Source organism: Pseudomonas sp. H1_G08 (assembly GCF_054681355.1).
In genome coordinates, this window is the sequence record NZ_CP162822.1 from 2495944 (window position 1) to 2509775 (window position 13832).

A 13832-nucleotide genomic window follows, 5' to 3' on the forward strand; every position below is an offset into this window, starting at 1 on the left:
TTTACTGTGTGCATATACAGTATAGGCTCGCCCGCCGCGAAACAAGTTGATGGATGACCCCTCGTCGGCTGAATCACCTGAATTGCCATCACCCGCGCAACCAGTGGGAGCGAGCCTGCTCGCGAAGAGGCCCTGCCAGTCACCGCAACTCAGTGATCAAAACGCCCACTGCAATATCAACCAGCTGTTCGCCCCGCTGATCAACACAAACAGCCCCCAGGCCAGCACCCGCGTGGGCCAGCGATTCACAAACGGCCCCATCAGCCGTTTGTCGTTGGTCATGCGAATCAGCGGGTACAAGGCAAACGGCAGTTGCAGGCTGAGCACGACCTGGCTCAACACCAGCAACTTGCCGATCGCGTTATCGCCCATGAGCCAGACGCCGATGAACGCCGGAATCAGCGCCAGCCCGCGGGTGATCAAACGCCGCTGCCAGCACGGGATGCGCAGGTTCAGATAGCCTTCCATGATGACCTGCCCGGCGATGGTCCCGGTGAAGGTCGAACTCTGCCCCGACGCGAGCAGCGCCACGCCGAACAACACACTGGCCAGCGCACCGCCCACCAGCGGATCGAGCAGATGATAAGCGTCCTGAATGTCGACCACATCGGTGTGTCCGGACTGGTGAAACGCCGCCGCCGCGAGAATCAGGATCGCAGCGTTGACCAGCAGCGCCAGGGCCAGCGAACCAATGGTGTCGATACGCGCCAGTTTCACCGCGTCCTGCTTGCTCGCCAGGTCCTTGCCGATCATCCGCGTCTGCACGATCGAGGTGTGCAGGTAAAGGTTATGCGGCATTACTGTGGCGCCGAGGATGCCAATGGCCAGATACAGCGGCGCGGCATCGCCGATGGCCGCCAGCGAAGGTTTGAAGCCCAGCGCCACGTCTGGCCAGTACGGTTTGATCAACAACAACTCGACGAAGAAACACACGCCGATGGTCGCGACCAGCACCAGCATGATCGCTTCGAGACGACGGAATCCCCGGTTCTGCAGGGCCAGCACCAGCAGCGTGTCGAAAGCCGTCAGAGCGATGCCGAAGGTCAGCGAGCAACCGAGCAGCAAGTGAAATGCGAGAGCGCAGCCAAGCACTTCGGCGAGGTCGGTGGCGATGATCGAGATCTCCGCCAGTATCCATTGCAGGCGCGCGGTCGGCGTGCTGTAGCGCTCGCGGGACAGCTGCGCCAGATCGCGCCCGGTGGCGATGCCCAACCGCGAGCACAGGCACTGCACCACCATACCGGCCAGACTGGCCAGCAACACGACGAACAACAGGTTGTAGCCAAAACGCGAACCGGCCTCGATCGCGGTCGCCCAGTTGCCCGGGTCCATGTAGCCGATCGACACCAGCAAACCGGGACCGGCGAAACGCAGCACACGTTTGAAGAACGAGGCAGTCGGATCAACCGCAACACTGCCAGCCACTTCCGGCGGGCAAAACGGCGCGGTGGCGATTTTGGGCAGACTGAATTTCACGCACACATCCAGAAACAAAAACGGGAGCCCGGCAGCTTAGTCGTTTCGCCTGATGCCTTGAAGCGCAAAGATCACTGAACCTATGGGTTCACCCCCAACAACTGCTCGCGCAACTCGGGACTGCGTGTTCGCGGATCCAGCCAGATATCGAAAAACGCCTTGGCAAACTGTGGGTCCTCAATCTCATGCTGCAGCTTCTGGCCGACAAAAAACCGCGCGCCCTGCCCCGGCAGATACACGCCGGTAATCCGCGTGCCGGCCTGAACGTCGACAAACGATTGCTGCATCTGCTTCTGCCAGCCGGCCAATTGCGCTGAAGTGACCCGGGGACCGGCCAGGCGTTTGATCTCATCGACGCTGGTGCTGACCAGATCGTCTCGCGAGATGTTGCGCCGGTAGATCAGCTCCAGGGCAAACGGCTGGCCGTCCGCCAGAGGCCGCGCGGCACTCCACAAGCGCGCGCTGTAAACATCGAAGCCGAACACGCTGAAATCGCCACTGCCGATGATTTGCGCCCCTGGCACTGCGTCCTGCCAATTGGCCCACGTCGGCGTCAGCAACAGTGCCCATAAACCGATGCCACAACAGCCACGTACGAGCTTGGGTGTTCTGTTCATCGCCGTATCGTCTCCGCTGCATTCTGATGATCAAAGCATAGCCGGATTCGCGCCTGAATTTTTGTATACAAAAATTGCGAACATAGGCAGCAATCTTCAATCGGCAGTGCTAACGTGGCTCATCCTGACCCGATTGAGACACCCGCGTGCTGATCCTGAAATTGCTGCTGATTCCCGGTTTTCTCCTGCTGATTTCCCTGGCGGGCAAACGTTGGGGGCCGAGCGTGGCCGGGTGGCTGTCGGGATTGCCGGTGGTGGTCGGGCCGATTCTGTTTTTTCTGGCGATCGAACAAGGGCCGCAGTTTGCCGCGCAATCAGCGGTCGCGGCGCTGTCGGCAATGTTCGCGATGATCGCTTTCTGCATCACCTATGCGCAGGTGGCGCAGCGGGCGAACTGGCCGTGGGCGTTGACCATTTCACTGGCGGTGTGGGCCGCGCTGGCGGCAGTCTTGTCGGTGATCCCGGCGTCCTTGCCGTTCTCGGTGATTGCGGCAGCGGTGGCACTGCTCGCTTCGCCTTATCTGTTCCCTGAGGTGCATCCAGTATTGAACGGGCCAGCACCGAAGTCGGACAAACTGATCTGGCGGATGATCGCCGGTGCGGCGCTGACGCTGGTGGTGACGATGCTCGCCAGCACCGTCGGCGAACGCTGGAGCGGCCTTCTCGCGGTGTTCCCGGTGCTTGGCAGCGTCATGGCGGTGTTCTCGCAACAAACCCGCGGCCCTGCGTTTACCGCTGCGTTATTGCGCGCAACGGCAACCGGCATGTATTCGTTCTCGGCGTTCTGCCTGGTGTCGGCCTTGACGCTGCCGACCATGGGCCTCAGCGGCTTCGCAGTGGGAGTGGCAGTGTCGGTGGCCATGCTCGGGGTGACCCGGCGGCTGCTGGCTCGGCCAAGGGCCAAGGCGCAAGCACAATAACCGCCTGGACGAATCGCGCTGGAACGCCCGGCACGCTCCGTGGGATGATCGCCCGCCTCGCGCGACCATTCACCGGAGATTCACATGTCATTGTTGAGCAAAAAAGCCGTCGTCCTGATGCTGGCGGCCATCGCTGGTTTCGCCGCGATCAACGCGCAGGCCGCCAAGGAAAAAGTCAAAACCGAGAAGGTCTCGCTGCTCGACGGCAAGTTTGCCTTTGTCCTGCCCAAAGGCTTTGTCGCCGACCCGCTGCCCGCCAGCCCGAGCGGTGCCAAGGGCACGATGTACACCAACCAGACCACCAAGACCGTGGTCATCGCCGCCGAAAACCAGATTCCCGCAGGGCAGAACGTCAAGGACAACGACGGTGAGTTTCTCGACGGCAGCGTGTCGAGTTTCATCGACGATCAGCGCAAGGCCCTGCCGGACTTCAACAAGCTCAGCGAGAAAAGCCTGACCCAGAAAGGCACCGGCCTGGGGCTGCGTCAGGTTGACAGCACCGCCACTCAGGGCGGTGGCCAAACCCTGAACACGACGCTGCTGGCCGGCTCGGGGACGAAGATGGCGCTGGTGCAGGTGATTTCCCGCGCCAGCGACAAGAAAGCTCACGATGCCTTGATCAAAGCCATCGTCAAGGATTGAGCCGCTGCAACCAGCCATTCAGATCGCTCAATTCGGCCGCACTGATGCTGTGGCCGACGCCCGGATAAGCGTGAAACTCGGGCTTGTAATCGAGTTTCTGCAATAGCGCGTTGGCCTCGGTGCCGTGACGGTAAGGCACCGGATCATCAGCGGTGCCGTGGCCGATAAAAATGCTCAGCGGCAGCGGCGCTTGCCCAGGCTTGAGTTCGGCTTTGAGCACCGGCAACAAGCGCCCGCTCAACGCGGCAAACCCGCCCACGACCGCTGGCGCGCGCAGGCCCACTTCGTAGCTCATCATCGCGCCCTGGCTGAAGCCGATCAGGTACACCTTGTCCGGCGCGGCGTGATATTTCTTCGCCGCCTGGGCGATAAAGTCGCGCAGCTTCTGGCCGCTGACCTTCAGATCATCGGTCTCGCCGTTGTAGGCGCCTTCACCTTTCTTGCGAAACCACTGGAAACGTCCTTCACCCAACGTCATCGGCGCGCGCACGGAAAGGTAGTTGTACTGCGCCGGCAGCTGAAATTTCATGCCGATCAGATCGGCCTCGTTACTGCCGTAACCGTGCAGGAAAATCACCAGCGGACGTGGTTCAGCGTCGGCGTGGACCTGTTCGAGGTATTTGAGCGGCAAGTCGGATTGCAGGGTGGTTTGCGCGTGGACGGCGGTGGATGCGAGCAGGGTCAGCAGGGCGAACAATTTCAGCATTGCAGCGTTCCTTCACAGAGTGTCGGGTTCGCGGGGAGCCTAACATTCTCGGCTGAGGATCCAAATTTTGTGGAGTGGCTGATGCCGCTATCGCTGGCAAGCCAGCTCCCACAAGAATTACGGCGTCTACAAAATCTGGGATCAACCGCAACCCTGTGGGAGCTGGCTTGCCAGCGATGGGGTCAGCAAATTCAGCGAAGAGCCATCAGTCGTTGGTGAGCTTCCCGGTTCTAAAAGGCACCCGCCCCGCCACTTTCGCCTGCCAGATCCCCGGCTCGGTATAACGCCCGCGATCAATCGCGAACAGCACCCCGCTGGTGCCGGCGCGCACGGTGGTCACGCGATCCTGCAACGGGTCAACAACCTCGAACAGCGCATCGCCCTGCTCTACCCACTCGCCGGCATTGCGCAAGAAACTGACCACGCCATGGTGCGGGGCGAACAGGTATTCGGTGCCTTCAAACGGCAGACCTTCACAACATTCGCTCGGCGCCGCCGGCCATTCCCCGCTGATGAAACCCTGCTCGGCGAGAAAGCCCAGAATCGCTTCGCAGTTGGCCTGAGCCTGATCGACGCGGGTGTCGCCCATGCTGCCCAGCTCAAGCGTCGTCGCCAGATTCGCCGCCGGAATCGCCGCGTCCGGGAATGCTTTGGCCAGACGCAACCATGGCGTCGAGCAGGACTCATCGAACGAGCTGCCACCGGAGTCCTCGCAGAGCAATGCCACGCCCGCCTTCAGCCGCGCCGCCAGCGATTGCCACTGCGGCCAGTGTTGCGGCAGCGCATAGAGGTGAATCGCAGCGTCGAAGTCGCAGTGCAAGTCGAGGGTGATGTCGGCGTCGCAGGCGTGGCGCAGCAACAAGCGGTGCAAGGCTTCCAGTTGCGATGCCGGCGCCGGCAATTCTTCGAAGACCTGAGCCATGGCCTGGCGGATCAGCGCGACGTTGGCCTCGGCATCCGCGCCCAGACGCTCGCCCACCAGCGCAGCGACCGGGGCGCTGAGTTCGACGAATGCGCGGTTGAAATTCTTGCCGCTGCCCAATTCGAAGCGGCCCATGTGATTGCCTTGCAGATGCTGATCCAGGCCGATCGGATTGGCCACCGGCACCAGTTCGATAACGCCCTGCAAACGGCCCTGCCGCTCCAGTTCGTTCAAGCGCAGCTTGAGTTCCCACGCGGTACGCATGCCCGGCAGTTCATCGGCGTGCAGGCTGGCCTGGATATACACCTTGCGGCTGCCGGCGCCGTAGCGGAACACGCTGAGGGAGCGCTCGCTGCCCAAATGGCTCCAGGGCAGAACGTGGTCGATGCGTTGCATGAAAAACTCCTGATTAGCTGGATTACGCAAATCCCTGTGGGAGCGAGCCTGCTCGCGAATGCGTTAGGTCAGACGATGACGATGTCGAATGTCAGACCGCTTTCGCGAGCAGGCTCGCTCCCACAGAGAATTTCCATCAATAAAAAAACATAAAAAAAGTGGCCACCGCGCAAACGGGGCCACTTTTTTTCACGGCGTATTAATGGCCGTACACGTCAAAGTCGAAGTACTTGTCCTGGACTTTCTTGTACTCGCCATTGGCGCGGATTTCGGTGATGGCTTTGTTGAATTGCTCAGCCAGTGCGGTATCGCCCTTGCGCACGGCAATGCCAGCGCCGCCGCCGAAGTATTTGGCGTCTTCGTAGGTCGGGCCGACGAATTCGAAGCCTTTGCCGGCGTCGGTTTTCAGGAAACCATCGCTGAGGTTGACCGAGTCAGCGAGCATCGCGTCGATACGCCCGGAAACCATGTCGAGGTTGGCTTCCTGCTGCGAGCCGTAGCGCACCAGTTCGATCCCGGCCGGAACCAGCACTTCGGTCGCATAGCGGTCATGGGTACTGGCACGCAGCACGCCGACTTTCTTGCCCTTGAGTTCGGTCAGCGGGTCTTTGACGCCCGAGCCTTCCTTCATCACGAAGCGTGCCGGGGTGTGGTAGTACTTGATGGTGAAGTCGACGTTCTTCTTGCGATCGTCAGTGATGGTCATCGACGACAGGATCGCGTCGATCTTCTTCACTTTCAGCGCCGGGATAAGGCCATCGAACTCTTGCTCGACCCACGTGCATTTAACTTTCATCTGCGTGCACAGTGCGTCACCGATGTCCACGTCAAAACCAGTGAGTTTGCCGTCAGCGGTTTTCATCGAGAATGGCGGGTACCCGGCTTCGATACCGATGCGGATCGGCTTGGCGTCTTCGGCCACAGCGGTCAGGGACAACATCGACAGTGCCAGGGCACCGAACATCACTAGCTTTTTCATTTATTACTCCCGTGCGGAGGCTTTTATTGGCAGCTTTCGAGTCAGCGTTCGGTCATGGCGTTCTAACGGCAAAAACCGAAGTGGCCGGCAGTCTATGGCGGCGCGCACGGAGGCAATTGTTTTTAAGCGACAAATACTTACAGAACATCGGCGATCACTTTGACGAGAGTAAACGCGTGCGCCGTGTTGGTGCGAAGGATGTAGGACAAGACTGTTTTCAGAGCAAGAAACGCCGATCCTCCCGTAGAGCTGCCGGAGGCTGCGATCTTTTGATCTTGTTTTTTGAGATCAAGATCAAAGGATCGCAGCCTCCGGCAGCTCCTACAGAACGTCAGCATTCGCAGGCGACAGGTGTATTGGCGACTGAGGCCGCGCTCAGTTCGAAACCTTCATCGAGCCATCCGGTGACGCCGCCGATCATCTCTTTCACCGGATAACCCAACGCCGCGAGCTTCACCGCAGCCTTGTTCGCCCCATTGCAATGCGGCCCGGCGCAATAGACCACGAACAACGTGCTTTTCGGGTAATCGGCCAAGCGATCCGCCGTGAGCAAGCGTGTCGGAATATTGATCGCGCTGGGTACATGGCCGCGCTCGAACGCCAATGGGCCGCGCACATCCACCAGAACGAAGTCGACCTCACCGGCCTCTTGGCTACTGAACACGTCGGAACAATCGGTTTCGAAGGTCAGACGATTGCTGAAATGCATCAGGGCAATCGCCGAAGGTGCGGCGGGGATTTCGCGAACCAGGCTGGTCATGTTGTGTTGCTCCTTTGTCTGTGGGGGATGAACAGACTTTATCGAGACGGCGCTTGCCGCTACAGTGGCGCGCAAGACACCGACCGGGAGTTTTCCGCCAAATGCTCACTCAGCCCAATCTGGTTGCCATTCTGGCCTACGATGGCCTCTGCACATTCGAGTTCGGCATTGCCGTGGAGATCTTCGGCCTGGCCCGACCAGAGTTCGATTTCCCTTGGTACGAGCATGCGATTGCCGCAGTCGATCCAGGCCCGATGCGCGCCATGGGTGGCATTCAGGTGCTGGCCGATGGTGGCCTGGAATTGCTCGCCGAAGCGCGCACTATCGTCATTCCGGGCTGGCGCGACCGCAACGCCTCGGTACCGCCTGCGCTGATCGACGCGTTGCGTCAGGCCCATGACCGAGGCGCGCGGTTGCTGTCGATCTGCTCCGGGGTGTTCGTCCTTGCAGCCAGCGGCCTGCTCGACGGCCACCGCGCCACCACTCACTGGCGCTATACCAGCGAACTGGCGCAACGCTTCCCGGCCATCGAGGTCGATCCGGACGTGCTCTACGTCGACGCGGGCCAACTGATCACCTCCGCCGGAAGCGCCGCCGGCATCGACGCCTGCCTGCATCTGGTGACACGTGACTTCGGCACGCAGGTCGCCAACGCCGTCGCGCGGCGACTGGTCATGTCGCCACAACGCACCGGCGGCCAGGCCCAGTTCATCCCCACCCCGGTCAGCCCGACGCCCCGCAGCGACCTGTCGCGCGTCATGCAATGGGCCCGCGAACGCCTGCACGAACCACTGGAAGTGCGCGACCTGGCCAGTGAAGCGGCAATGAGCGAGCGCACGTTTCTGCGGCGCTTCACCGAAGCCAGCGGGCAAACGCCCAAGGCGTGGCTGCAACATGAACGCTTGGCGCGAGCGCGGGAGCTGCTCGAGAGCACCCATCAACACACCGAGCAGATCGCGCAGCGCTGCGGCTATCGCTCGGTGGAGAGTTTTCGTGTGGCGTTCCGCAGCGTGGTGGGCGTACCGCCGTCGGTTTATAGGGAGCGGTTTGGGCGAAGCAACAAGCTTTCGCTCCATCCCGCAGCGTTTTAAGCGCTGACGTTGACGGCGAGGCCGGCAGAAACGCTCACGGTGAAAATTGTGAAACGGAAAATGCGGCTTGCTTTATATTGATTCTGATATAGCCTGAAAATCAAACGGGCACTGGCATTTCTTGCAATAAAACTCACCGTCGCCGCTTACGTTCAGCTATTACGCTTTTCCTTTTGACACAGGACAAGCCGATGCCGAAACACAAGGATGTGGTGTTCGTGGGAAGCGCGTTGAAAGATCTCAAAGCGTTCCCGGTTGATGCCCGAAGAGCGGCGGGGTTTCAGCTGGACCTGTTGCAACAGGGTGATGCCCCACTCGATTGGCGCCCTATGAAAACCGTAGGACGCGGTGTTAACGAAATCAGGATCACCGAGGACTCAGGGGCGTTTCGCGTGTTTTATGTAGTCAATCGACCTGAAGCAATCTATGTGCTTCACGCCATGCACAAAACCACACGTAAAACGGAAATTAGAGACATCGAACTGGCCCGGGCCAGATATCAGGAAATAGGTTAAGCCATGAAGGAACATCAAGACTCATCCCAACGATTTTCCAGTGTATGGGATGCATTGGAGGACACGCCTCAGGAAGCTGCCAACATGCGTCTGCGAGCCAAGCTCATGCGTTCGCTTTGCGAGACCATTCGAGCGTGGGAGCTCCCTCAAAAGGACGCGGCACAGAGATTGGGAATCTCGCAGCCACGCCTCAATGATGTACTCAACGGGAAAATCGACAAATTCTCGCTCGATGCATTGGTCAACCTGTCAGCTGCTGCAAGGCTGGAGGTGGACATTTGCTTTCCGTCAGGCCCGTTGCAATGGGCCTGACGCTGGCTTTGCCTGACAATGTCCACCCTGCATCCGAGTGGGGGAAATCGAGGGAGTTGAATAGCATTCAACTTCGCAGCTAACCATCGACATCATCCAGCTGCACAGACACTCCGCTGGATGATTCCCCCCTTCAATCCTCCCGCGTCAAAACCTCCAGCAACTCAATCTCAAACACCAGATTCGAATTCGGCGGGATCTTGCCCATGGTCCGCTCGCCGTACCCCAGATGCGCCGGCACCAGCAACTTGCGTTTGCCGCCGACTTGCATGCCCATCAGGCCCTGATCCCAGCCTTTGATTACGCGGCCAGTGCCGATCACGCACTGAAACGGTTTGCCTCGGCTCCAGGACGAGTCGAATTCAGTGCCGTCTTCCAGCCAGCCGGTGTATTGGGTGGTGATCAGCGCGCCTTTCACCGCGGCTTTGCCGTCGCCCGGTTGCAGGTCGATGATTTGCAGTTCGTCTGTCATGTCGTTGGCTCTTGAGATGTTCGCAGGCGGCGTTTTTCGCAGAATCCGGCGTCGATGGCAATCCATGGAACCGAAAACACGCCTAGCCGCTCACATGTGTATCGACATCGTATGACGACAAGGATGCTTAGATGACCGACTCTCGATTGCTGCGCAGTTTCATCCCGCCCTACATCCTCAACCGCATCATCGCCCACGGTTCCGAGCCGCAGCGCAACGCCGCGATGCAGACGCTCAATCATGTGCGCAGCCTGCTGCCCAACCCCGGCCGTCCTTCGCAGCCGCCGGCGCGGGCGATTCTGCCGGAGGCGAGCAAGCCTGGTCTGGCACGGCGCAGCGTGCATGATGCGCAGAACAAAATGCTCTTGCCGGGCATGCCGGTGCGTCTCGAGGGCCAGCCGGCGTCCGGGGATCCGGCGGTCGATGAGGCGTACGATGCGCTGGGCGCCAGCTATGATTTCTTCTGGAAAGTGCTCGGTCGCGACTCGATCGACAATCAGGGATTCGCGCTGATCGGCAGCGTGCATTATGGCCAGGGCTACGAAAACGCATTCTGGAACGGCGCGCAGATGGTCTTCGGTGACGGCGATGGCGAAATCTTCCAGCGCTTCACCCGCTCGCTAGACGTCATCGGCCATGAACTGGCCCACGGCGTCACCGAAAGCGAAGCCGGGCTGATTTATGCCAACCAGTCCGGCGCGTTGAACGAGTCGCTGTCAGACGTGTTCGGCGTATTGACCAAGCAGTACACCCTCGGCGAGACCGCCGAGCAGGCAGACTGGTTGATCGGCGCCGACCTGCTGATGCCACAGATCCAAGGCAAGGGCCTGCGCTCGATGTCGCACCCCGGCACGGCATACGATGACCCGATGCTGGGCAAGGATCCGCAACCGGATCACATGCGCAAGTTCGTCATCACCAGCGAAGACAATGGCGGCGTGCACATCAACTCCGGCATTCCCAACCGCGCGTTTTACTTGGCAGCGCGAGCGTTTGGCGGCTTCGCTTGGGAAAAGGCCGGACACATCTGGTACGACACGCTGTGTGATGACCGTTTGAAACAGGACGCAACGTTCGACGCGTTCGCGAAACTGACGATCGACCATGCTGGCCAGCGCTTCGGCGCCGAAGCAGCCGACACGGTGCAGCAAGCCTGGGCACAGGTCGGTATCGAATAATCTGAGGAGACCGTATGAAAACGCTACCCGAGCTGGATAAAGATTCCGTTTTGCGCGTATCTCGCCAGGGTGGCGTTGCAGCGATTCACAGCCTGAGCCGCCCACGGGAAATCGAATTCGCGCAATGCGACATCAGTCAGCGTTCGAGAATATGCTCGGTGCTTGAGGGTTGCCTGCCACTGGACAGCAGCGAATCCGGCCGTGGGGATCAGCGCTTCTATCAGATTGAGGTGCGCTACCCGTCAGGAGAAATGGTGTTGAAGGTGCCAGAGGATCGGGCGCCTGGGGAGCTGGTGCAGCTTTGGGACAAGGGGGAGCTTCTGTAAACGCTCCCCCCGATGTTCAGGCTATTTCTCGACGGGATGCATCTCGACAATCGTGCCATTGGTGATCATCACCATCACGTACTTGTCATTGATCTGCACCCACTGCGCCTGCTCGATCGGTGCTTTCAGACCTTTGGCTTTCCAGTTCTTCAGCGCCTTGTCTTCGCGCTGGTACATTTCCGGTGCGCGGTCGTTGACCTTCAGTTGGCGATCGCTGGTCGGCGATTGCACGGCGGGTTCGCTGGAGGTTTGCGCCGCTTGAACAACGGGCGTGATCCCGGCAATACCGGCAACAAGGGCCAGGCTGGCGATTAGGGTTTTGCTGTTCATCGGTGAACCTCTTTCAGATGGGTAGTACCTGAACTCCGACTGCGTGGCGCGGGAAACATTCCTTGTTTTTTGCCGGATGCGGCCGTTAGAAGGCTTTGTCCATCAGACCGCCATCGCTGGCAAGCCAGCTCCCACAGGGATTGGTATTACAGCGCAATTATTGTCCAGAGCTCCGGTCCTCTCCTACAAAACCAAGCAAAGCAAAGCAAGATCAAAAGATCGCAGCCTTCGGCAGCTCCTACAGTTGGATCGCGTGAATTCGATGGAGACGGGTTCACCTGCAGGCCGTCGTCGCGATCAGGCTCGCCCCCACCAGAAAAGCAAAGCAGCGCAGCTGCCCGCGGCGAAGCCGCCCCACTCAACAATGAGCGCAAGCTCGAGTGCTTTTGATCCTGCTTTTGATCCACCGGCGACGTCGGAAGGCTGAGTGGAGGGATTGATCCGGGGGTGGGAGCGCAGCGACCGTCTGGCGCAGCCAGACACAGCGGAAGGAGGTGCAGCGAAGCAAACCGTAGCCGCTGCGCCCGGATCGATCCCGCAGCGAAGGAACCCCGAGCCCGCGAGGGGCCGAACGTGGGAGCAAGCCTTTTGGGTTACCTTTTCGGCGTTTGGAAAAGGTGACTCGCCGTAAGGGCGAAACCTTAAGCAGCCGTTACCGCAGCAACGGATATGTACCCGGTCGACCGAAACAAATCATCACTTGACCAGGCGCCTTCGCGAGCAGGCTTGCTCCCACAAATGCGCCAAACACCGAAACCATTGATCCGCCCCACGCATCAATCCATGCCAACAATGCAATTAACAGATTGTTACATCTGCGCCACCATCCACCTCAATAAAAACCGTGCGCCGCCTCTCCGTAGCGCACGTCATAAAAGCGGTGGAGTACTTTTCAATGACAGCCTCAATCCCAACCAACGGCTCGCGGGCCGGTGCCATCTTCCGGGTGACCTCGGGCAACTTCCTCGAACAGTTCGACTTCTTTCTGTTCGGCTTCTACGCCACGCAGATCGCGGCGGTGTTCTTCCCGGCGAGCAGCGAGTTCGCCTCCCTGATGATGACGTTCGCGGTATTCGGCGCCGGTTTCCTGATGCGGCCGCTGGGCGCCATCGTGCTCGGCGCGTACATCGATGACGTCGGCCGGCGCAAAGGTCTGATCGTCACCCTGTCGATCATGGCCAGCGGCACGATATTGATCGTGCTGGTGCCCGGCTACGAAACCATTGGCCTGTTCGCCCCGGCGCTGGTGTTGATCGGGCGGCTGCTGCAAGGCTTCTCGGCCGGTGCGGAATTGGGCGGTGTCTCGGTGTATCTGTCCGAAATCGCTACGCCGGGCCGCAAAGGGTTTTTCACCGCTTGGCAGTCGGCCAGCCAGCAAGTGGCGATCATCGTAGCGGCTGCGCTGGGCTACGGTCTGAACCAGTGGATGGAGCCGCAAGCCGTGGCCGCCTGGGGCTGGCGCATTCCGTTTTTCGTCGGCTGCATGATCGTCCCGTTCATCTTCTTCCTGCGCCGCAACCTGGCGGAAACCGAAGAGTTCGCCGCGCGCAAACACCGTCCAAGCATGCGCGAAGTGTTCCGCACCCTCGGCCAGAACTGGGGCGTGGTACTCGGCGGAATGTTGATGGTCGCGCTGACCACCACCGCGTTCTACCTGATCACCGTCTACGCGCCAACTTTCGGCAAAACCGTGCTGCACCTGAGCACTTCCGACGCGTTGCTGGTAACGCTGCTGGTGGGCGTGTCGAACTTCTTCTGGCTGCCGATTGGCGGCGCGTTGTCCGACCGTATCGGCCGTCGCCCAGTGCTGATAGGCATGGCCCTGCTGGCGCTGGCCACGACTTATCCGGCGCTGTCGTTCCTGGTGCAGGCGCCGAGCTTCACCAACATGCTGCTGTCGCTGCTGTGGTTGTCCTTCATTTACGGCTTGTACAACGGCGCGATGATTCCGGCGCTGACCGAAATCATGCCGGTTGAAGTGCGCGTCGCCGGTTTCTCCCTGGCTTACAGCCTGGCCACCGCGATCTTCGGCGGTTTCACCCCGGCGATGTCGACTTTCCTGATCCAGTACACCGGCGACAAAGCCGCGCCAGGTTACTGGATGAGCATCGGTGCCCTGTGCGCGCTGTGCGCCACGCTTTATCTGTACCGCCGTGCCGGTGGTCGTCTGCAACCTGTCGCGGCCTGAGG

General features: G+C 60.2%; 16 protein-coding genes. 8 read left to right on the forward strand and 8 right to left on the reverse strand.

All coding sequences use genetic code 11. The features are described 5' to 3' along the window. Nucleotides 1-156: 156 nt before the first annotated feature. Nucleotides 157-1476, reverse strand: a complete 1320-nt coding sequence (locus tag AB4N85_RS11260) for an Nramp family divalent metal transporter (RefSeq protein ID WP_460068056.1) — start codon at nucleotides 1474-1476, stop codon at nucleotides 157-159. An 80-nt stretch (nucleotides 1477-1556) separates the two neighbouring features. Beyond that, nucleotides 1557-2093: a chalcone isomerase family protein gene (locus AB4N85_RS11265; RefSeq protein ID WP_041476996.1), complete on the reverse strand. Its 537-nt coding sequence runs from the start codon at nucleotides 2091-2093 to the stop codon at nucleotides 1557-1559. Between the two features lie 146 nt (nucleotides 2094-2239). Between AB4N85_RS11265 and AB4N85_RS11270 the strand changes: the two genes are divergently transcribed. Both AB4N85_RS11270 and AB4N85_RS11275 read left to right on the forward strand, forming a co-directional pair. Continuing rightward, entirely contained in the window at nucleotides 2240-3013 is a 774-nt protein-coding gene (locus AB4N85_RS11270; RefSeq protein ID WP_252882245.1) for a hypothetical protein, read from the forward strand. An 84-nt stretch (nucleotides 3014-3097) separates the two neighbouring features. Beyond that, a complete protein-coding gene (locus tag AB4N85_RS11275; protein ID WP_460068059.1) occupies nucleotides 3098-3655 on the forward strand; it encodes a DcrB/PsbP domain-containing protein in 558 nt (185 codons plus the stop codon). Here the strand turns inward: AB4N85_RS11275 and AB4N85_RS11280 are convergent. The 4 genes from AB4N85_RS11280 to AB4N85_RS11295 form a co-directional block, all read right to left on the reverse strand. Then, the gene (locus tag AB4N85_RS11280; protein WP_460068061.1) at nucleotides 3645-4361 is read right to left on the reverse strand and encodes an alpha/beta hydrolase; all 717 of its coding nucleotides are present in this window, start codon (nucleotides 4359-4361) and stop codon (nucleotides 3645-3647) included. The genes AB4N85_RS11275 and AB4N85_RS11280 overlap by 11 nt on opposite strands. Before the next feature lie 205 nt (nucleotides 4362-4566). Further along, entirely contained in the window at nucleotides 4567-5679 is a 1113-nt protein-coding gene (locus AB4N85_RS11285) for a succinylglutamate desuccinylase/aspartoacylase family protein (protein ID WP_217863078.1), read from the reverse strand. A gap of 199 nt (nucleotides 5680-5878) precedes the next feature. After that, nucleotides 5879-6658 carry an ABC transporter substrate-binding protein gene (locus tag AB4N85_RS11290; RefSeq protein ID WP_095182017.1) on the reverse strand — a complete coding sequence of 260 codons (780 nt, stop codon included), beginning with the start codon at nucleotides 6656-6658 and terminating at the stop codon, nucleotides 5879-5881. A 331-nt stretch (nucleotides 6659-6989) separates the two neighbouring features. Further along, nucleotides 6990-7418: a rhodanese-like domain-containing protein gene (locus tag AB4N85_RS11295; protein ID WP_252867836.1), complete on the reverse strand. Its 429-nt coding sequence runs from the start codon at nucleotides 7416-7418 to the stop codon at nucleotides 6990-6992. A 101-nt stretch (nucleotides 7419-7519) separates the two neighbouring features. On the opposite strand from AB4N85_RS11295, the gene ftrA reads away from it, so the two are divergent. From ftrA to AB4N85_RS11310, 3 genes are all read left to right on the forward strand, one after another. After that, a complete protein-coding gene (ftrA, locus tag AB4N85_RS11300) occupies nucleotides 7520-8509 on the forward strand; it encodes a transcriptional regulator FtrA (protein ID WP_460068064.1) in 990 nt (329 codons plus the stop codon). A 191-nt stretch (nucleotides 8510-8700) separates the two neighbouring features. Next, entirely contained in the window at nucleotides 8701-9024 is a 324-nt protein-coding gene (locus AB4N85_RS11305) for a type II toxin-antitoxin system RelE/ParE family toxin (protein ID WP_024013362.1), read from the forward strand. 3 nt (nucleotides 9025-9027) lie between these two features. Continuing rightward, nucleotides 9028-9336, forward strand: a complete 309-nt coding sequence (locus AB4N85_RS11310) for a helix-turn-helix domain-containing protein (protein WP_016775213.1) — start codon at nucleotides 9028-9030, stop codon at nucleotides 9334-9336. A gap of 133 nt (nucleotides 9337-9469) precedes the next feature. On the opposite strand, the gene AB4N85_RS11315 is transcribed toward AB4N85_RS11310, so the two are convergent. Beyond that, nucleotides 9470-9808 (reverse strand): FKBP-type peptidyl-prolyl cis-trans isomerase, encoded by a 339-nt coding sequence (locus AB4N85_RS11315; protein WP_041477007.1) that lies wholly within the window; start codon nucleotides 9806-9808, stop codon nucleotides 9470-9472. A gap of 131 nt (nucleotides 9809-9939) precedes the next feature. Between AB4N85_RS11315 and AB4N85_RS11320 the strand changes: the two genes are divergently transcribed. Further along, entirely contained in the window at nucleotides 9940-10986 is a 1047-nt protein-coding gene (locus AB4N85_RS11320; RefSeq protein WP_252884437.1) for a M4 family metallopeptidase, read from the forward strand. A 14-nt stretch (nucleotides 10987-11000) separates the two neighbouring features. Beyond that, the gene (locus AB4N85_RS11325; RefSeq protein WP_041477010.1) at nucleotides 11001-11312 is read left to right on the forward strand and encodes a protealysin inhibitor emfourin; all 312 of its coding nucleotides are present in this window, start codon (nucleotides 11001-11003) and stop codon (nucleotides 11310-11312) included. 21 nt (nucleotides 11313-11333) lie between these two features. On the opposite strand, the gene AB4N85_RS11330 is transcribed toward AB4N85_RS11325, so the two are convergent. Further along, on the reverse strand, nucleotides 11334-11642 hold the full coding sequence (locus AB4N85_RS11330) for an RcnB family protein (RefSeq protein ID WP_056789015.1): 309 nt from the start codon (nucleotides 11640-11642) through the stop codon (nucleotides 11334-11336). Between the two features lie 895 nt (nucleotides 11643-12537). On the opposite strand from AB4N85_RS11330, the gene tcuC reads away from it, so the two are divergent. Continuing rightward, complete coding sequence (tcuC, locus tag AB4N85_RS11335; RefSeq protein WP_016775219.1) at nucleotides 12538-13830, forward strand: MFS transporter; 1293 nt, start codon at nucleotides 12538-12540, stop codon at nucleotides 13828-13830. Nucleotides 13831-13832 lie beyond the last annotated feature (2 nt).